Annotated in this window: 16 protein-coding genes; 10 read left to right on the forward strand and 6 right to left on the reverse strand. The window is 36.4% G+C overall.

Going from position 1 to position 20,120, the window contains the following annotated elements:
• Nucleotides 1-266 precede the first annotated feature (266 nt).
• On the reverse strand, nt 267-974 hold the full coding sequence (locus tag B3I52_RS12535) for a TIGR00730 family Rossman fold protein (RefSeq protein ID WP_293301744.1): 708 nt from the start codon (nt 972-974) through the stop codon (nt 267-269).
• Between the two features lie 15 nt (nt 975-989).
• Nucleotides 990-2,498, reverse strand: a complete 1,509-nt coding sequence (locus B3I52_RS12540) for a sodium:solute symporter (RefSeq protein WP_293301746.1) — start codon at nt 2,496-2,498, stop codon at nt 990-992.
• Nucleotides 2,499-2,746: 248 nt separating this feature from the next.
• On the opposite strand from B3I52_RS12540, the gene recR reads away from it, so the two are divergent.
• From recR to trpA, 8 genes are all read left to right on the forward strand, one after another.
• Nucleotides 2,747-3,364, forward strand: coding sequence for a recombination mediator RecR (gene recR / locus B3I52_RS12545; protein ID WP_293301747.1), 618 nt, complete (start codon nt 2,747-2,749; stop codon nt 3,362-3,364).
• 3 nt (nt 3,365-3,367) lie between these two features.
• A complete protein-coding gene (locus B3I52_RS12550) occupies nt 3,368-4,183 on the forward strand; it encodes an SDR family oxidoreductase (RefSeq protein WP_293301749.1) in 816 nt (271 codons plus the stop codon).
• Nucleotide 4,184: 1 nt separating this feature from the next.
• Nucleotides 4,185-6,134 (forward strand): tetratricopeptide repeat-containing sensor histidine kinase, encoded by a 1,950-nt coding sequence (locus B3I52_RS12555; protein WP_293301750.1) that lies wholly within the window; start codon nt 4,185-4,187, stop codon nt 6,132-6,134.
• Nucleotides 6,135-6,150: 16 nt separating this feature from the next.
• Entirely contained in the window at nt 6,151-8,127 is a 1,977-nt protein-coding gene (locus tag B3I52_RS12560) for a tetratricopeptide repeat-containing sensor histidine kinase (RefSeq protein ID WP_293301752.1), read from the forward strand.
• 251 nt (nt 8,128-8,378) lie between these two features.
• Complete coding sequence (gene trpD, locus B3I52_RS12565; RefSeq protein ID WP_293301754.1) at nt 8,379-9,368, forward strand: anthranilate phosphoribosyltransferase; 990 nt, start codon at nt 8,379-8,381, stop codon at nt 9,366-9,368.
• Nucleotides 9,369-9,491: 123 nt separating this feature from the next.
• Nucleotides 9,492-10,115, forward strand: coding sequence for a phosphoribosylanthranilate isomerase (locus B3I52_RS12570; RefSeq protein WP_293301756.1), 624 nt, complete (start codon nt 9,492-9,494; stop codon nt 10,113-10,115).
• 125 nt (nt 10,116-10,240) lie between these two features.
• Complete coding sequence (gene trpB, locus B3I52_RS12575; protein WP_293301758.1) at nt 10,241-11,422, forward strand: tryptophan synthase subunit beta; 1,182 nt, start codon at nt 10,241-10,243, stop codon at nt 11,420-11,422.
• 100 nt (nt 11,423-11,522) lie between these two features.
• The gene (gene trpA / locus B3I52_RS12580; RefSeq protein ID WP_293301760.1) at nt 11,523-12,290 is read left to right on the forward strand and encodes a tryptophan synthase subunit alpha; all 768 of its coding nucleotides are present in this window, start codon (nt 11,523-11,525) and stop codon (nt 12,288-12,290) included.
• Nucleotides 12,291-12,393: 103 nt separating this feature from the next.
• Here trpA and B3I52_RS12585 read toward each other — a convergent pair whose 3' ends face one another.
• Nucleotides 12,394-12,933, reverse strand: coding sequence for a GNAT family N-acetyltransferase (locus B3I52_RS12585; RefSeq protein ID WP_293301762.1), 540 nt, complete (start codon nt 12,931-12,933; stop codon nt 12,394-12,396).
• Nucleotides 12,934-12,953: 20 nt separating this feature from the next.
• Nucleotides 12,954-13,574 (reverse strand): L-threonylcarbamoyladenylate synthase, encoded by a 621-nt coding sequence (locus B3I52_RS12590; protein ID WP_293301763.1) that lies wholly within the window; start codon nt 13,572-13,574, stop codon nt 12,954-12,956.
• A gap of 91 nt (nt 13,575-13,665) precedes the next feature.
• Here B3I52_RS12590 and B3I52_RS12595 point away from each other — a divergent pair, with 91 nt between their 5' ends.
• Entirely contained in the window at nt 13,666-15,318 is a 1,653-nt protein-coding gene (locus tag B3I52_RS12595) for an FMN-binding glutamate synthase family protein (RefSeq protein WP_293301765.1), read from the forward strand.
• A 144-nt stretch (nt 15,319-15,462) separates the two neighbouring features.
• Here the strand turns inward: B3I52_RS12595 and asnS are convergent, their stop codons facing one another.
• Complete coding sequence (gene asnS, locus B3I52_RS12600) at nt 15,463-16,899, reverse strand: asparagine--tRNA ligase (RefSeq protein ID WP_293301767.1); 1,437 nt, start codon at nt 16,897-16,899, stop codon at nt 15,463-15,465.
• A gap of 261 nt (nt 16,900-17,160) precedes the next feature.
• Here asnS and B3I52_RS12605 point away from each other — a divergent pair, with 261 nt between their 5' ends.
• Complete coding sequence (locus tag B3I52_RS12605; RefSeq protein WP_293301768.1) at nt 17,161-18,513, forward strand: sensor histidine kinase; 1,353 nt, start codon at nt 17,161-17,163, stop codon at nt 18,511-18,513.
• Here B3I52_RS12605 and B3I52_RS12610 read toward each other — a convergent pair.
• Nucleotides 18,483-19,535: a sensor histidine kinase gene (locus B3I52_RS12610; RefSeq protein ID WP_293301770.1), complete on the reverse strand. Its 1,053-nt coding sequence runs from the start codon at nt 19,533-19,535 to the stop codon at nt 18,483-18,485. The two genes, B3I52_RS12605 and B3I52_RS12610, sit on opposite strands and share 31 nt — an antisense overlap.
• Nucleotides 19,536-20,120: the final 585 nt, after the last annotated feature.

Consider the following 20,120-nt stretch of genomic DNA (forward strand, 5'->3'; position numbering starts at 1 on the left):
CCATTAAATTCACTTAAAACCGACCTTGGTCTTTGCGGTAGTGGTAAAATTGCCTTAGCATTAACTTTAAAGCAAAGAGCGCAGTCGGCGACTTTTCCTCCATTTTGGTCGTTCAAACAGCGAAGCTCTCTTGAGCATAACTGAAAGTGATAAACAAAAGCGAAAAAATGGAGTGCCTATGCCCGGCATGAGGGCAGGAAAGACTGTGTGTTGACGTTGCATACTGATTATCAAGGCATAACATTCAAAACTCACGTTAAATAGTTTTAGAAGTTTGGTTTTAAAACATATTTATCGTAGAATCTGAAGATATGTTCTGCGGCTTCTTCGGCAGTATCTACCAATCTGAAAAGGTTTAAATCTTCGGCGTGTATATTGTGCTCTTTTTCTAGCATAGTATTTTTTAGCCACTCTACCAATCCGCCCCAATAAGAAGTACCTACCAATACAATTGGGAAACGAGCAATTTTACCAGTTTGAATTAATGTTAAAGCCTCAAATAGCTCATCCATAGTGCCCATGCCGCCTGGCAGTACTATAAAGCCTTGCGAATACTTCATGAACATTACCTTGCGTACAAAGAAATAATCAAAGGTTAACAACCGACTAGGTTCTATATATTTATTGTGGAACTGTTCAAAAGGTAGATCGATATTTAAACCTACAGATTTACCACCATTTAGGTGCGCTCCTTTGTTGCCAGCTTCCATAATACCAGGCCCACCACCTGTAATTACACCGTAGCCACGTTCAGTTAACAACTGTCCGCATTGTACAGCAAGTTGGTAATAGGGGTTGGTTTCTGCTGTTCTGGCCGAACCAAAAATACTTACGCAGGGGCCAATTTTCGACAGTTTTTCAAAGCCGTCCACAAACTCGGCCATGATTTTAAAAATTTGCCAACTATCTGTTACTTTTATTTCTTGCCAATCTTTGTTGGCAAATGCACTTCTTATCTTTTCTTCACTGTTCATAGACTGTTATTAGGATTAAAATCTAGTTTGCTGGTCTGTTTTCTTAGAAATCAGCAATAATCCCATAAATGTAATCAATCCATTTATTAAAATAAGCTCTACACTAAAAACATATCCCCCTAAAAGATCTTTTGCATTGGTAGCAAAGAAATAACATAACAAAGGTGATAAAATGCACACTATTGGCACCAGTTTGTCGTGCAGCCCACGAGATTTTACAAATAAACCGAATGAATATAGCCCTAATAGAGGCCCGTAAGTATAAGAAGCAATCAAGAAAATTAAACTCACTACCGACGAACTGTTTAGCGCATTGATAATTAATATTACAAAAAACATGATGAAAGAAAAGGCAATGTGTACCAAATGTCTTTTCTTAACGGCGTTTGGTTTATTTGCATTTTCTTTTTTGCCCATTCCCAAGAAATCTACACAGAACGAGGTGGTTAAAGCTGTTAATGCACTATCTGTAGTGGCAAAAGTTGCTGCGGTTAAGCCCAGCATAAAAACAATTGCCGGAATGGTAGTTAAATGGTTTAATGCAATTTCTGGAAATAAAAGATCTGTCCTAGGTTTGCCAGTAATGTGGTCTAAAGGTATTTCAATTCCATTTTTAGCAGCAAAAATATAAAGTAAGGCACCCACACTTAAAAAGAAAATGTTAAGTACCACAAATATGCCGGTAAAAGTAAACATGTTCTTTTGTGCTTCGCCAATAGTTTTCATGCTGAGGTTTTTTTGCATTAAATCTTGGTCTAACCCCGTCATTGCAATGGTTACAAAAATACCACCTATAAATTGCTTGCTGAAATAGAATTTATTGCTCAAGAAATCTTCAAAGAAGAAAATTTTTGAATAACTGCTGTTTTTGATGGTTTCGAAAGCATCGGGTATCGTTAAACTTAAGCTGTCGCAGATGAAATAAATGGTTAGAAAAACCGATAATACCAAAAAGAACGTTTGCAACGTGTCGGTAATGATAATTGTTTTTAAGCCTCCTTTAAAGGTGTAAGACCAAATTAGTAATAACGAAATTAATACGGTTACCCAAAAAGGAACGTTATAGTTGTCGAATATAAAACGTTGCAATACAATTACTACCAAATACAGCCTTGTTGCCGAGCCTAGTGTTCTGCTAATTAAGAATATAAAGGCTGCGGTTTTATAGCTATAATGCCCCAAGCGTTGCTCAATATAACTGTAAATAGACGTTAAATTCATTCGGTAATACAATGGCAGTAGCACTGTTGCAATAATGATAAAACCTACGGCATTGCCCAACACAAACTGAAAATACTGGAATTGGTTGCCGCCTGGCGCACCTACTTCTCCTGGAACAGAGATGAACGTTACCCCAGATAAAGCTGTTCCTATCATCCCAAAGGCAACCAAATACCATTTAGAGTTTTTGTTTGCTAAAAAAAATGTAGAATTATCTGATGATTTTTTTGAGGTCGCAAATGCGATAGTGATTAACAGGCCAAAATAGCCTACTAGAAAGCATAATAATAAGGTTGGACTCATATCTATTTGATTTGTTGCTAAAAGTAGCTAAAACTTGCAAAATCTTGCAACTTTTTTCCTTAAAACAGCAAAAGTTAGTGAAAATAAATGAAAGTTAAGTTTTCACCTAGGCTTTAAGCCTTGGTGAAGCGATAAATTGCCTAACCTTTGAAGAAGTCTATGGTTACCACTTCGTATTTTTTTTGTTGAAATATAAGCAGCTACTAAATAATCTGTGTATCTATGGAAATATCTGATAAATTTGCAATATGAACTTTTCGTCTAAATTACTTGAAGATGCGGTGAATGAGTTTGGTAAATTACCAGGTATTGGACAAAAAACTGCTTTACGCTTGGTGTTACATCTTTTAAATAAAGAACAAACCGAAGTGGCCCAATTTGGAAATACTTTAATCAAGCTTAAAAATGAGATTAAAAAGTGTTCTGTTTGTGGTAATATAGCTGATCATGAGTGTTGCACTATTTGTGTCGCTACAAAAAGAGAAAAAGAAGTAATTTGCGTGGTAGAAGATACTCGTGATGTAATGGCTATAGAAAATACCAATCAATATTTTGGGGTATATCACGTATTGGGCGGTTTAATTTCGCCTATGGATGGTATAGGACCCTCAGATCTAAATATCGAAGGTTTGGTTGAACGGGTAAAAACATCGCCAGTAAAAGAAATAATATTGGCCTTGAGTGCAAATATGGAAGGCGATACTACTTTGTTTTATCTGCATAAAAAATTAAAAGACTTTAATATTCCTATTACTACCATTGCTAGGGGCATAGCTTTTGGCGGCGAGTTAGAGTATGCCGATGAGGTAACCTTAGGACGTTCTATTCTTACGCGTGTGCCCTATGAAAATACATTGATCAAATAATTTATGAGCTTAAGAAACAAAACGGTGGTTATTACCGGAGCTTCTTCCGGTATTGGTAAAGCATTGGCCGAGGAAATGGCAAAAAGAGGTGCTAACTTGGTATTAGGTGCCCGTCAGTACGTAACCTTGTGCGAAATTACGGCCGAATTACAAGATAAATATCAAGTTAAAGCTTTGGCCGTACAGGCAGATGTAAGTAAGGAGGCCGACTGCGAATTGCTAATTAATCAGGCTGTGTTAACCTATGGAGGTATAGATGTTTTAATTAACAATGCCGGTTTGTCTATGCGGGCACTGTTTAAAGATTTGGATTTGGCCGTGCTCAAAAATTTAATGGATGTAAATTTTTGGGGAACAGTTTACTGTACTAAATACGCCTTGCCAGAAATCTTGAAAACCAATGGTAGTATTGTTGGCGTATCGTCAATTGCGGGTTATAGAGGTTTGCCAGGCAGAACAGGCTATTCTTCATCTAAATTTGCGATGAACGGTTTTATGGAGTCGTTACGTACCGAGTTGCTCAAAACAGATGTACACATTATGCTTGCCTGTCCGGGCTTTACCACCTCTAATATTCGTGTGGCTGCGTTGGCTAAAGATGCTGCTGCCCACGGCGAAACCAGTATGGAAGAAGGCAAAATGATGAGCGCCGAAGAGGTAGCACAACGTATTTGCAACGGAATTATAAAAAGAAAGCGTACACTGATCATGACTAGACAAGGGAAATTGGCAGTTTGGATGAATAAATTGTTTCCCGCCTTTGTTGATAAAAAAGTATTTGATCTATACGCGAAAGAAAAAAATCCTCTAATAAAATAATATGCTACAGAGGCAAAAAGCCTTATTTTCTTTAGGTTTATTGTGTTTGTTTTCGTTTCTAGTAGTAGCGCAAGTTAAACCCAATAAGCTTGAAACAAGTCAGCAATATGTTAATATTGTTAGATACTATCGGTATCTCAATCCTGATTCTGCCAGATTTTATGTGAATGAAGGTATAAAAAAAGCCGATAAAGAAAAGGATAATCTGGGCAAGGCTGCACTTTTAAATCAGTTGGGGATGATTGAGGACAATTCGGCTCACTATGCAGAGGCTAAACAATTGTACCTTCAGGCCGAGGTTATCTACAGGGAAGCTAACGATGAAAAAGGTCTTGCCAGTACCTTAATTAGGTTAAGTGTGGTAGAAAAGCGCAAAGGCAACTACGATAAATCGTTGGCTTTAGCCATGAATGCTCTAAAAATATCTGAAAAAATTAAGGATAAGCTCGGTTTACTAGAAGCTAGGATAGTGCTCTCCGAAATTTATTATATCTTAGATAATACCAGAGAAACATTAACAAATCTAACCATTGCCGAAGCTATAGATAGCTCTATTCCAACATCTAATTTTTCCCTAAATATGTATATTGGCTTTGGTTATTTATATACCAAACTGGGCCAATATCAAAAGGCAATAGATTATTTGCATAAAGGTTTAGCCAAAGCCAATAAGGTAGAATTTAATGGGCTAAAAATTTCCCTTTACAAGGTTTTGGCCATTACTTATGCCCAAAAAGGTGATAAAGAGAAAGCCATCGCCTATTTTAAATACTCTCTAGATTTTACACGCAAAATTAAAAACATGATGCGTGAGCAGTCAACGTTAATCGAATTGTCCGAAGTTTACTCCTCGCCAGATAGTTCCTTGTTTTATTTGAAACAAGCTTTGGTAATAGCCAATAAATTTAAAATGTCCCGTCAGCAAATTACCATACTCGATAAAATGAGTAAGATGCATAAAAATAAAGGACAATTTAAAGAGGCTTTATTGCTAAAGGAACAAAGTAGCGAATTGGCGGAGCAGGTTTTTTATAAAGACATGGCTAAGCAGGTGGTTAGCTTAGAAACGGCCTACGAACTGGAAAAATCTAAAGCAAAGCTCAATCAATTAACCACCAAAAGCCGAGAACAGCAATTGGCGAAGAATGTAATTCTTTCTATTGCCATAGGTGTTTTTTTAGTGTTAGTAATTACTTTGGTGTATAATTTACGTTCTAGGCGATTAAACAAACTGTTAAGAAAAGCAAACGAAGGTTTAGAAGAGAGCAATGGCGTAAAAGACAAGTTGTTTTCTATTATAGCGCATGATATCCGGTCGCCATTGGTATCGACTGTGGGCATTATGAAACTGATTAGCAATGGCGAACTGGACGAACAAACGCAACAACAAATGGTAAATAAACTTGTTGCACATTGCGATAATAGTTTGGATATTTTAGATAAGCTATTGAAATGGGGACAAATGCAGATTAAGGGTGTACGTTTAAATACTTCTATATTTGATCCCATGCCAAATATTCGTAGAAATATAGCATTGCTAGAAGATAGCGCAAATAAGAAGCATATTCGTATTATTGTAGATGTTCCATTAAATATTAAGCTCGAAGCAGATTCGGATCATTTTGATTTTATAATGAGAAATTTAGTGGCAAATGCCATTAAGTTTACTACTAACAATGGCACCATTAAAGTAGAAGCTAAAATGCAAAGTCCAGGTATGGTCAGGTTTTTTGTGATCGATAATGGGGTGGGTATTAGCAAAAATAGGGTGAAAAACTTATTTAATCTTGAATCGATAAGCACCAGGGGTACTTCGGCAGAAGAAGGTACTAGCTTGGGGCTAATTATTTGTAAAGACTTTGTATTGGCCAATAAAGGAGAGCTTGATGTAGAAAGTGAAGTTGGAGTTGGTACAACCTTTTCTTTTACGCTTAAAGGTACTATGGTTTAAAAAATACAGATAGATAATGAGACCTACTTTTCAATTGTTTTTTACAATTAACGTGCTATTCTATAGTGTTTTTTGTGTGGGCTCATTAGGTGCGCAAGAAAATAATACATCTTTAAAATCAAGCGAAGATTACGTTCGTATGATCAAGTATTATCGTTATCTCAATCCAGATTCGGCTTTGTTTTATGTTAAAAAAGGAATGGCACATGCCGAAGCCCATAACGACCAATTAGGTAAAGCTGCATTGCTCAATCAGTATGGTATGATAGAAGATAATGCCACTAATACAGAGAGTTCTAGAGAGAAATATTTAGCGGCAGCGCAAATCTATAGAAGTAAAAAAGATGAAACAGGCTTGGCCAGTACCCTGATACGTTTAGCAGGGGTCGAAAGAAAAAAAGGAAACTTTGATAAATCTTTAGCTTATGCCATGGAGGCTTCAACAATTAGCGCAAAGAAAGCAGATAAATTAGGGATGTTGGAGGCGAAGGTGGCTTTAGTGCAGTCATATTATCAACTAAATAAGATAGATATTGCCCTTAAACATTTGCTAATAGCAGAAAAGCTCAGTAGTCAAGTTCCTTTATCTAATGTATCGCTAGATATGTATATCCAATTTGGAACAATATACAACAGGCTTGGCGAATTTGATAAGTCAATAAGTTATATCGAAAAAGGTTTGGCTAAAAGTAACAAAACCGAATATAATGGAATAAGGGTTTCTTTGCTGTTACTTTTGGGACAAGCTTATCAAGGAAAAGGAGATAATAAAAGAGCACTAGAAGTTTTAAAACAATCGCTAGAATTGGCTGTGCACATTAAAAACTTGGCCCGAGAACAAAATGCATTAATGCAGCTGGCAAGTTTATACGAAAAAGAAGATCCAGATTCGGCATTAATTTATTTTAAAAGGTCGTTGGTTATTGCAACTAATTTAAAGAAATACAGACATCAAATTGCTGTGCTTGAAAAAATAGGAACAATCTATAAACAAAAAGGTAAGCTGAATGAGGCATTGGCAATTAGAGAAGAAGTTAATGCCTTAGCCGACAAGGTTTACTATAAAGATATGGCAAAGCAAGTGTTTAGCTTAGAAGCTGCATATGAGCTCGAAAAATCTAAAGCTAAACTACGAGAACTTACTATTAAAAATACAAAAGCGAGCAATCAGAAAAACATTATCCTCTCTATAGCTATCGGTACATTTATTATTTTGTTAATTACACTTATCTATTTTACTCGGGCAAAACACCTTAATAAACTCCTCCAAAATGCCAATGCTTCATTAGAAGAGAGTAATTACGTTAAAGACAAGTTTTTCTCTATCATAGCCCATGATATTAGGTCGCCCTTAGCTTCAACCATTGGTGTGCTCGAGCTGATTGACGAAGATGAATTGGATGAAGAAACTAAAAAAGATACCATAAAAAAATTAATATCCCATTGTGGAAGTAGTTTGGAAATATTAGACAAACTATTGAAATGGGGACACATGCAAATTAAAGGCGTGATTCTTAATCCAACAGAATTTAATCCCTTGCCTAATATTAATAGAAATATAGCGCTGCTAGAATCGGCCTCAGAAAAAAAGCAAATTATTATTGAAACAGAGGTGCCTGATCATATTATAATTAAAGCTGATGCCGACCATTTTGATTTTGTGATTAGAAATTTAATGGCCAATGCCATTAAGTTTACAGGTGTTGGTGGTAGCATAAAAATAAAGGCCCAAGAGGTGCCAGAAGAAAACACCATAAGATTTTCTGTAATAGATAATGGCGTTGGTATAAACAAAGCTAGGTTGGCTAAGCTATTTCAACTTACCTCAACAGGAACTAAAGGAACATCGGCAGAAGAAGGCACAAGCTTAGGCTTAATTATTTGTAGAGAATTTGTTTTGGCCAATAAAGGTAATTTAGAGGTGCAAAGCGAAGAGGGTAAAGGCACTACTTTTTCGTTTACGATGAAAGGTTTTTTAAAAAAGATTGCATAAAAATTTGAGTGATTGTTGCATTTAAAGAAAAACAATTACATATTTGCCTACAGAATGAGAACATTAAACGTAAATACAATTTGGTGGTGGCATAACGCAATAGCGTGATGTAACCTTTTGTACGTTTATTTTTTAATAAGAATATTTTAGAAGGTTGCTGATGAGGCAACCTTTTTTGTTATATAGCCATTAACCAATCCCGATTAATCGGGAGAGTTCTCATCAACCATTAAAAAAAGTAAAATAAATAGATGAAACAGATACTTAACCATTTATTTGAGAATAAAACTTTTAGCAGAGCTGAAGCGCAAAAAATATTAACTTCTATTGCTATGGGCGAGTTTAACCATTCGCAAATTGCGGCTTTTATTACGGCCTATGGCATGAGAAATATTACAGTAGAAGAATTGCAAGGTTTCCGCGATGCGATGCTAGATTTATGTCTAAAGGTAGATTTCTCAGACTTTGAACTAATTGACCTCTGTGGTACGGGAGGGGATGGAAAAGATACCTTCAATATTTCTACTTTAGCCTCTTTTGTAGTTGCGGGCGCTGGTTATCAAGTGGCAAAACACGGTAATTATGGTGTATCTTCGGGTTGTGGTTCTAGTAACGTAATGGAGTATTTGGGTTATTCGTTTACTAACAATGAAGCAGCATTAAAACGTAGCTTAGATAAAGCGGGTATCTGTTTTATCCATGCGCCCTTGTTCAATCCGGCAATGAAAACCGTAGCACCAATTCGTAGGGAACTTGGCGTAAAAACGTTCTTTAACATGCTTGGCCCAATGTGTAATCCGGCAAAGCCGAAGAACCAAATGGTAGGGGTGTTTAGTTTAGAGCTGGCTCGTATCTATGCTTATTTATATCAACAAACAGATAAAAACTACAGTATTGTACACGCGGTAGATGGTTTCGACGAAGTTTCGCTAACCTGCGATTTCAAGACTTTTACCCAAAAAGGCGAAGCTTTAATTAAAGTTTCCGATTTGGGTTTCGAACAACTGCAAGAAAAACAAATTCAGGGTGGAGATACCATCGAATCATCTGCGAAAATATTTATAAATGTTTTAGAAGGTAATGCTACTGATGCACAAAATAACGTAGTGTTGTGTAATGCTGCTTTGGCCATCCAAACTATTAAGCAAAATAAAACATTTGCAGATTGCTATTACGAAGCAGAAGAATCGTTGATGAATAAAAAGGCGTTGGGATGCTTTAGGAACTTGGTAAATGGATAATTAACTTATTTCTCATGTTATTTCGACAAAGAATGAGGAGAATTGAAAATCAACGAAGTTAAATCTAAAAACATCAAATTAGATTTCTCACTGCGTTAGAAATGAGGGCAATGGTATAACAAAATGAAACAAAAAATAAAAGTTTGTGGAATGAAACAAGCGGCCAATATAGCTGCGGTAGCAGACTTGCGTCCAAATTATATGGGCTTTATCTTCTACCAAAAGTCGCCAAGATACATTAGCGAGATTTCTGCAGAGCTGATAAAATATGTGCCTAGTGAAATTAAAACAGTAGGCGTTTTTGTAGATGAAGATATAGAAACTGTGAAAGCTCTAGTTGCTAAACATTATTTAAAAGCAGTGCAATTACACGGAAAAGAAACTGTTGATTTTTGCAGGGAAATTAAACAAATGGGAGTGGAGGTCATCAAAGCTTTTGGTGTCCATCCAGATTTTGATTTTAGTATTTTGGAGGCCTATGAACCCGCGGTAGATTATTTTTTGTTCGACACACAAACACCAGCACATGGTGGTTCGGGCAAAGTTTTCGATTGGACATTGCTTGTAAAATATCAATTGGATAAACCTTATTTCTTAAGCGGCGGAATTGATTTAAGCCATGCAATGCAAATTAAAAATATGGAAGATAAAAGGCTTTACGCTATAGACATTAACAGTAAGTTTGAGCTATCGCCAGGTTTAAAGGATGTAGGTAAATTGAAAGAGTTTTTAAAAGAATTGAATTAAACAATTCGTCATATCGACAACGAGGAACGAGGAGATATTTAACATGTAGTTAGATTTTACTGCGTAGCTGCTATACGCGGTCTCGTCGCTACGCTCACTCGAAATGACGAGAAGAACAACATAACATGAACTATTTTGTAGATGAAAGAGGTTATTACGGCGATTTTGGAGGTGCTTATATCCCCGAAATGCTTTATCCTAACGTAGAAGAACTGCGCCAAAAATATCAAGCAGTTATTGATGATGAGCAATTTCAGCAAGAGTTTAAAGCGTTGCTGAAAGATTATGTTGGTCGCCCATCGCCATTGTATTTGGCTAAAAGGCTTTCGGGAAAATACGGCGCAAACATTTTCTTAAAAAGAGAAGATTTAAACCATACCGGAGCACATAAAATTAACAACACTATTGGCCAAATTTTATTGGCAGAAAAACTAGGTAAAAAGCGAATTATTGCGGAAACGGGCGCTGGGCAACACGGTGTAGCAACTGCAACAGTTTGTGCTTTGCGTGGCTTAGAATGTGTGGTTTACATGGGCGAGGTGGACATTCAGCGCCAAGCACCAAACGTAGCTCGTATGAAAATGTTGGGCGCAAAGGTAGTACCGGCAACTTCGGGCAGTAAAACCTTAAAAGATGCTACTAACGAAGCCATGAGAGATTGGATCGCCAACCCGGTAGATACGCATTACATCATCGGTTCGGTGGTTGGCCCGCATCCTTATCCAGACATGGTGGCACAGTTTCAATCCATCATCTCATTCGAAACTAAAAAGCAGTTAAAAGAACAAACAGGTAGCGAATTAGCAGATTATGTACTGGCTTGTGTAGGTGGTGGTAGTAATGCTATGGGCATGTTTTATCATTTTATTGATGATGAAAGCGTACAGTTAATTGCCATAGAAGCTGGTGGAAAAGGAGTGGAAAGTGGTTATTCTGCGGCTACAACTACTTTGGGAAAAGAAGGGGTTTTACACGGTAGCAGAAGCATTTTAATGCAAACAGCAGACGGACAGGTGGTAGAGCCACATTCGGTTTCGGCAGGTTTAGATTATCCGGGCATTGGTCCACAACATGCGCACTTATTTAAAACAGGCAGAGGTAAATATGTTTCTATTACTGACGACGAAAGTTTACAAGCAGGATTGCTTTTAACACAATACGAGGGCATTATTCCGGCCATAGAAAGTGCACATGCTTTGGCTTACCTCGAAAAAATGAAATTTAAAGGCGGTGAAAATGTAGTGGTTTGCCTTTCGGGAAGGGGAGATAAAGACATGGAAACCTATATGAAATATTTTAATTTATAGAATTGAGAAATTAGATATGAGATTGGAGACTTCTGGTCATCATCTCATATCTTACATCTCATATCTCACATCTCACATCTCATATCTTACATCTCTAGAAATGAACAGATTACAACAATTATTCGAGAAACAACAAAAAGGTTTGCTTTCTATTTATTATACAGCTGGTTATCCAGGCCTAGACAATACACTGAAAATTGCAGCAACTTTAGAACAATGTGGGGCCGATTTTTTAGAAATAGGTTTTCCTTACTCGGATCCGGTAGCCGATGGCCCAATTATACAAGCTAGTAGTAAGGAAGCCTTGGATAACGGCATGACCTTACACCTTTTGTTTGAGCAACTGAAAGATTTACGTCAAAAAGTAACCATCCCAATTTTATTGATGGGTTATGTAAATGTAGTTTTGCAATATGGTGTAGAAGAATTTTGCCAAAAATGCCAAGAAGTAGGGGTAGATGGCTGTATTATTCCAGATTTACCAATGTACGAATACGAAGAAATGTATAGAACTACGTTTGAAAAATACGGTATAAGTAACATTTTCTTAGTTACGCCACAAACTTCCGAAGAACGTATCCGTAAAATTGATGGATTGAGCAATGCCTTTATTTATCTGGTATCCTCAGCGGCAACCACCGGCGGTAATTTATCAGTTTCTGAAGGCGCCACAGCTTATTTTAAACGTGTATCGGATATGCAATTGAAAAATCCGTTTATCATAGGATTTGGTATTTCTAATAAGGAAACATTTGATGCCGCGAACCAATACGCAAGTGGTGCAATTGTTGGTAGTGCTTTCGTGAAAAATATAGATACAAATAATCTAGAAGGAAGCATTAAAGAATTTATGAAGCAGTTTAGATAGTTCTTTATCTATATGCTCCCCGTCATTCTGAGCGTAGCGAAGAATCTGGTTAAATAGATTCCTCATGCCTCGGAATGACAAATTATCTATTTAGTTCGGCCTATTATATGTTTTTCCAGGCTTCTTTTTTGATCTTAAACCAATAATGTAGGGTGCCATCATAATCAAAGGTGGACAATAGCTTCATTCCGCATTTTTGTAAGACATTTCTCGATGCCGTATTTTCTACATCACAAATGCCACAAACTTCTGTTAAAGTTAAGTTTTCGAAAGCATATTGTAAACAGGCCTTGGCAGTTTCGGTAGCAATGCCTTTTCCCCAATATCTTTCTATTAACCTGTAACCTAAATCGTAATAATTAGCTTTACCATTAATTGGCTCGGTAATGTATTTAAAACCTGTCCATCCAACAAAACTGCCCGTACTTTTTTCTATAATTGCCCATCGGCCAATGCCCAAATCTTTATATTGTTGCTGTATCAACAGAATTACATTTTCGGCTTCGGCTAAAGTTTTAAAAGGGTTATTGCCTAAAAAAGTATGCACTTTTGGGTTGCTGTCTAATTCAAAAATTCCAGCGGCATCTGCTGATACCAAAGGCCTTATGATAAATCTGTTGGTGGTAATAAGCGGTTGGGTCATTGTTTTTTATTAATTGGGCGTTACAAATACTCGTCAATATTACCTTTTCCCTCACGGATAATTTCGAAATCGCCATTAGTACAATCAATTACCGTAGAAGCCTCGTTGTCGCCATAGCCGCCATCAATCACTACATCTACTAAATCTTCATATTTCTCATGAATTAATTCTGGATCGGTAGAATATTCAATTACCTCATCATCATCCTTAATAGAGGTAGAAATGATAGGATTGCCCAAAGCGGCTACAATTTGACGGGCAATATTATTGTCGGGTACCCTAATGCCCACGGTTTTTTTGTTAGAGCTCAGTAACTTAGGCACATTGTTGTTCGCGTTTAAAATAAAAGTGAAAGGACCCGGTAGCGCTTTTTTTAATATTCTAAAAACTGTAGTGTCAATGGGTTTAATGTAGTCCGAAATATGCCTTAAATCTGAACAGATAAAAGAAAAATTAGCTTTTTCTGGCTTAATTCCTCTTATTTTACAAATTCTTTCAATGGCTTTATGATTGGTAATATCACAGCCTAGACCATACACCGTATCCGTAGGATAAATGATGATTCCTCCTTTTTTTAATACCTCTACAGCCTGGTCAATAGCCTTCTGGTTTGGGTTTTCTGGGTATATTTTAATGAGCATGTGTAAAAATAACAAAATGATACTGTAGTAAGTTTTAGTATCGCATTTTATATTGCTAATTTAGCAGAAAAATTAACTTAAATTAATTCAGATGAGAAAAGCATTTGTTGCAATTGCCGCTTTTTTGGTGGCTTTTACAGTTATGTTAGGACTTTACCAACCGTTTTTGTGGTGGATATCGGTTTTTACCGGGCCAATTGTATTGTTAGGTATTTACGATATGATACAGCCTAAACACAGTATTGTGCGTAACTATCCTGTAGTGGGTAGGTTACGTTATTTTATGGAAAACATGAGGCCTAAAGTGTATCAGTATTTTGTAGAAAGTGATACCAATGGTACGCCATATAATCGTTTAAATAGGTCGTTAATTTATCAGCGAGCAAAAAAAGAAAGAGATACCATTCCGTTTGGTACCCAGTTAGATGTATATGAAAACGGTTACGAGTGGTTAAGCCATAGTATTGCTGCTATTAGCCACCATGAATTGGATCCTCATCCGAGGGTTTTAGTAGGTAGCTCTCAATGTAGTAAGCCATATAGTGCAAGTATTTATAATATATCGGCCATGAGCTTTGGTTCCCTTAGCCAAAATGCAATATTAGCATTAAATGGAGGCGCCAAACTAGGTAATTTTGCCCACAATACAGGCGAGGGTGGTATTAGCGATTACCATGCGCAGCCAGGTGGCGATTTAATTTGGCAGATAGGTACAGGTTATTTCGGCTGTAGAAATGATGATGGAACTTTTAATTACGATGCTTATGCCGAACGTGCGCAAAGAGAGCAGGTAAAAATGATAGAGGTGAAAGTTTCGCAAGGGGCAAAACCTGGGCACGGCGGTATGTTGCCAGCTAGTAAGGTAACGCCAGAAGTGGCCAGAATTCGTTTAGTGCCAGAAGGTAAAGATATTCTTTCGCCACCTTCACATTCGGCATTCTCTAATCCAATAGAGCTGATGAATTTTATCCAACGTCTTAGAGAACTGTCTGGCGGAAAACCAGTTGGCTTTAAATTGTGTATTGGTCGCCGAAGTGAGTTTTATGCAATCTGTAAAGCCATTGTGAAAACAGGTGTCTATCCAGATTTTATTACTGTTGATGGGGGCGAAGGCGGTACAGGTGCTGCGCCACAAGAGTTTTCTAACTCGGTAGGTATGCCTTTAAGAGATGCGGTAGCTTTTGTTTACGATACACTTTGTGGTTTCGATTTAAAGAAAGAAATTAAGATTATCGCTTCGGGTAAAGTGGCAACAGGTTTCGATTTAGTTAAAAACATAGCACTGGGAGCAGATATGTGTAACACTGCTAGAGGTATGATGTTCGCCTTGGGCTGTATTCAAGCATTAGAATGTAATAGCAACACTTGCCCAACTGGTGTGGCTACGCAAGACCCGAGTTTAACCAAAGGTTTAGTGGTTGATGACAAGAAGGTACGCGTGAAGAATTTCCATAACCTAACGGTATCAAGTGCGGTTGATTTATTGGGTGCTGCAGGTTTGCGTGAACCTTCGCAACTAACGCGTGCTTACGTGAATAGGAGAGTTAGCCCTAATGTAATGCAATCTTATTTACAAACCTTTCCTTATTTGCCGGTTGGTTCGTTGCTTAAAGCACCATACCCAAGTAAATGCGAATTAGGTATGAAATTAAGCAGTGCTGAAAGCTTTTTACCTTCTGATTATAAACCTTCGGCTAACGATTACGAGGTAGCAAATCCATTTCATGAAGAAGATTTATCTTAAGTAGGTTGATGTTTCCATAATGATGAATGGATTGTTATGAAACGAGAAAGCCCCGAAAATTTATTTTCGGGGCTTTCTCGTTTATGATAAAACCTTTATTCTTTTGGTCTTGTTTTCGAAGTTTCCTTTTAGGGAATTTAGAGATTAAAACTCGGCGCTCTTAGGGAAACGAGGGAAAGCAATCACATCGCGAATGTTGGTCATGCCTGTTACGAACAATACCAAACGTTCGAAACCTAAACCAAAACCAGCGTGAGGTGCAGAACCAAAACGGCGGGTATCTAAATACCACCATAATTCATCTTGTGGTACGCCCATTTCGTCCATACGTTGTTTCAAAACATCCATACGTTCTTCACGCTGCGAACCACCAATCATTTCTCCAATACCTGGAAACAAGATATCCATGGCGGCAACCGTTTTGCCATCATCGTTTAAACGCATGTAGAACGATTTAATATCTTTAGGGTAATCTGTTAAAATAACCGGGCGTTTAAAGTGTTTTTCTACCAGATAACGTTCGTGTTCGCTTTGTAAATCTGCTCCCCAGCTATCAATCAGGTATTTAAACTGTTTCTTTTGGTTCGGTTTCGATGCTTTTAAAATATCAATAGCTTCTGTATAAGTTAAACGTTGGAAATCGTTAGCTAAACAGAAATCTAATTTCTCTAATAAGGTAAACTCACTGCGTTCATTTTGAGGTTTTTGTTTTTCCTCCTCGGCTAAACGGTTGTTTAAAAACTCTAATTCTTCTTTGCAGTTTTCTTTAGCATAGCTGATTACATATTTCATCATGTCTTCCGCTAATTCCATGTTGTTTTCTAAATCAGCAAAAGCAACCTCTGGCTCAATCATCCAAAACTCTGCCAAGTGGCGAGTAGTATTTGAATTTTCTGCTCTAAAAGTAGGGCCAAAGGTATAAATCTGTCCAAAAGCCATTGCCGCTAACTCGCCTTCTAACTGACCAGAAACCGTTAAGTTAGTAGCACGGCCAAAGAAATCTTCTTTGTAATCAACATTTCCGTCTGCTGTACGTGGCGTGTTATCGAAATCTAAGGTGGTTACTTTGAACATTTCTCCTGCACCTTCTGCATCACTTGCCGTAATTACAGGCGTGTGCATATATACAAACCCTCTTTCGTTGTAAAACTGATGGATAGCGAAAGCTAAAGCATGACGCACTTTAAATACTGCGTTAAAAGTATTGGTTCTGAAACGTAAATGAGCAATCTCTCTTAAAAATTCTAAACTGTGTTTTTTAGGCTGCAAAGGGAATTTTTCGGGATCGCTATCACCCAAAATTTCAATGGCTGTAGCCTTAATTTCTACAGTTTGCCCTTTACCTAATGATTCGATTAAAGTACCTGTTGCTTTAATTGCAGCACCTGTGGTGATCCTCTTCAACAAATTCTCATCGGTATTATTAAAATCAACTACCACTTGGATATTGCCTAGGCAAGAGCCATCGTTTAACGCAATAAACTGATTATTACGGAAGGTTCTAACCCATCCCATAACCGTTACTTCAGTGTTAAAATCTGCTGATTTTAATAAGTCCTTAATTTGTTGTCTCCTAATCATATCGAGTTTATTATAAAAGTTGCAAAAATAAAGATTTAATGCTTAATTCTAATGGTTTTGAGGATAAAAATTATAATTAAGTTTAGCTGTTTTCAAACGAATATAGGTATGTTTGTTTGAAGAAAGTATTTAAAATATATTAAAAGAAAGTGGCAGATGCTAATATTTAACATCATTCAATTGATGGTGTATTTACTAAGTGATGTCAATGGGCTATTTATATCGTTTTTCAATAGTTTCTAATGTTATTCTAAATAAATAATGGCAATTTTACCTTCTTGGTTAAATATTAATGATATTATAGGAGATCCTGAAAAAGTCTCACTCGAAGAAAGAATATTCAATGCCTTTTGTGCTATTGCGGCACTTGCATTTTTTCTGGAGATATTCTTTAACTATTACATCGGTTTAGAGGCTGTGGCCTTAATTTGTTTTTTTGGCTCTGTTTTTTCTGGAGGGCTTTACTACCTGTCACGTTATAAACGTAATACCAAAGTGGCTATTCGTAGCTTAGGAGTGGTGGCAAATTTTACATTTTTGCTCAATTACTTCTTCAATTCGGGTATTTATGGGCCTAATATGGTCTTGTTCTGCTTAATCTTGCTCTTCACCATTGTGGTGGTTCCTAAGAAAGAGCTTGCCCTGTGGATTACGTTAAATGTTGTCACTGTTTTTGGTGTACTCATATTCGAATACCTAAATCCGGAGATGATACCAGAGGTTTATAAAGATGATTTAGCGAAAACAATTGACTTTGGTATTACCTATTTTGTGGCCGCATCTCTTATTTGTTTGAGCATAACTTTTATCAGAAATAGTTATGATAAAGAACGGAATATTGTTATTGTTAAAAATAAGGAGATTGAAGACCAAAATTCGAAAATCTTACAACAAAATAAAACACTAGAGAAACTAAATTCTGAAAAAGCAAAGTTGTTTTCTATTGTAGCACACGATATTAGGTCGCCATTAAGTTCGATATTGGGTTATCTAGAGGTTTTGGCAGAAGCTGATTTGACAAAGACAGAAAACGACCAAATTAAAAAACGTTTACTGCACGCTACTAAAGATACGTTAGAGATGCTCTCTAATGTACTGGCTTGGTCTAAATCTCAGCTGGGTGGTACTAGGGTAGATATTGTTGCCTTAAATGTTGGAAACGAACTGAGGAATGGACTAAGTTTAGAAAAGGACATTGCTTTAAGGAAGAATATTAATCTAACGGTAAAGGTAGCAGAAGATATTGTTATCGCTGCTGATATCAATATGTTTCAATTAGTGGTGCGTAACTTGCTAAATAATGCCATAAAGTTTACTCCAGAAGGAGGTAAGGTAACTTTGACCGCAGATAGAAATGGTAGCAATTGTTTTATACGAGTGAAGGATAATGGTGTAGGAATTAGTAAGGAAGAGCAAGGTAACCTTTTTAAATTGAAAGCTTTATCTACTTTTGGTACCAATAATGAAAAGGGAGTTGGTTTGGGTTTATTACTGTGTAAGGAGTTTGCTGAACTGCAAAACGGAAAAATATGGTACGAACGTAATGAAGATAGCGGCAGTACCTTTGTGGTTTCTTTTGCGCTTTATGGAGTAGAAAGGGGTATCGAAATATAAAGACGATAGTTGTTTAGTTCTTGGTGATTGGTGATGTGTAGTTTTCCTTGTTGCATTTCAATTAACATTTTAGCAATGGTTAACGCGGTGCTGGTTATGTATTTTCTGGTAGCCATAAAACCTTGCTCGTTTGCCCTGTCTGCTAATTCAATAATTGCCAGGCTGTTTGCTGTATAGGCTTTAATAACTAATTTGGTTGTTGTATTGTCAAATAGCGATAACAAATGAGAGATGCTATATAATATAGCCTCTTTTAGTCTTTTATCATCGGCATAAATATTCATTTCTAACTCTGCGGCTATCGTTATTTCTAGTTGCGGATAATTATTTTTAATAGCTGTTAAAAAATTATTTAGGTTAATTTCTTTGGTGTCGAGTTTAAAATTTTCATGGTTGATAGGTGAGATGGCTTTTAGTGCGTTTAGTTTAAAAACTAGCCTTTTGTTGGCTTTTCCTAGTTGTTGGGCAAGTTGAACTACCGTGGCGGCATCATTAGCTTTTCGAGCAAGTATTTCTGCTGCTAAAGAAATAGAGGTTAATGGATTTTTAAGATCGTGTACTGCTTTGTGTAGAAAGTCTGAGAATACTTGCTGTGCTTTTTGGTTTTTTAGGTGGTTTTCTATGGTGTCAGAAATAATTTTACTAAAGCTTGTTAAGCTTAAAATATGATTGGAAAATAGTTTCCTTTCCTTTAAGTCTAGCACGGCTAGGATGCCAATTTTATTACCTGTTGAAGAAATGAGAGGGATACTTGCATAAAATTTAATTTCAGGGGGAATACCTAAGAAAGGGTCGTTATCCTTGATAAATAAGCCTTGGTCATTTAAGCTTTCTAATAAAATTCCTTCTTCGCAATTAAGGTCCGATACACTTAAGGGCTTGTTGGAATAAATAAAAGTTTGTTGGTTGTTCTTGAAAATAGTTAAACATATAGGCGTATCGAGGCTGTTAACCAATAATTGGCTAATCAAGCTTAATGATTTGTTTAATGATCTGTCTGTAATGCTCTCAAGTTTTTCCATGATGTATCCTGCTATCTTTTATTTATTACAAATATACATTTTGAAAATTTGATGTGTGTATTGTGTTTTTTGATATTTTTTACATTGTTTTTGATGTTTTTTTTTTGATTTTTAACACTATTTTTATTTTTTATGGTGTATTTTAAAAATAATTTACTTTTTGTTCTTCTTTTTAACGACTTATATGTGTGTTTTATATATTCTATTTTGTTTTTTGTGATTTTTTAGATTTAAAGTTGATTTTTTGTGATAAAAAAATGAAATTATATGAATAAAAATTTTATAATTAAAAATTTAGCTATATATTTGGAGTGTTCATACAAAAAAGTACATTTATATTTGGTTTGATTAAAGCTCTGGTTGGATGGCCAGAGCTTTTTCATAAAAAGATAAAGACTTTGAGAAAAAATTTTAAACTAAACCTAAACAACCTATAGAAAGCCAGTCAGTTTTGATTGGCTTTTGTTATTTCTAAAAAAGCCATCATTGCTTTGTAAGAAGTCAAACGGTAGCATCGGCTTTTGCGCTTGCTTTCATTCTCTAAACCCGATTGCAGCTAAAATACTTTTTGTTGCGTCATTTCGA

This window comes from Pedobacter sp. UBA4863 (assembly GCF_002399615.1).
GTDB lineage: Bacteria > Bacteroidota > Bacteroidia > Sphingobacteriales > Sphingobacteriaceae > Pedobacter.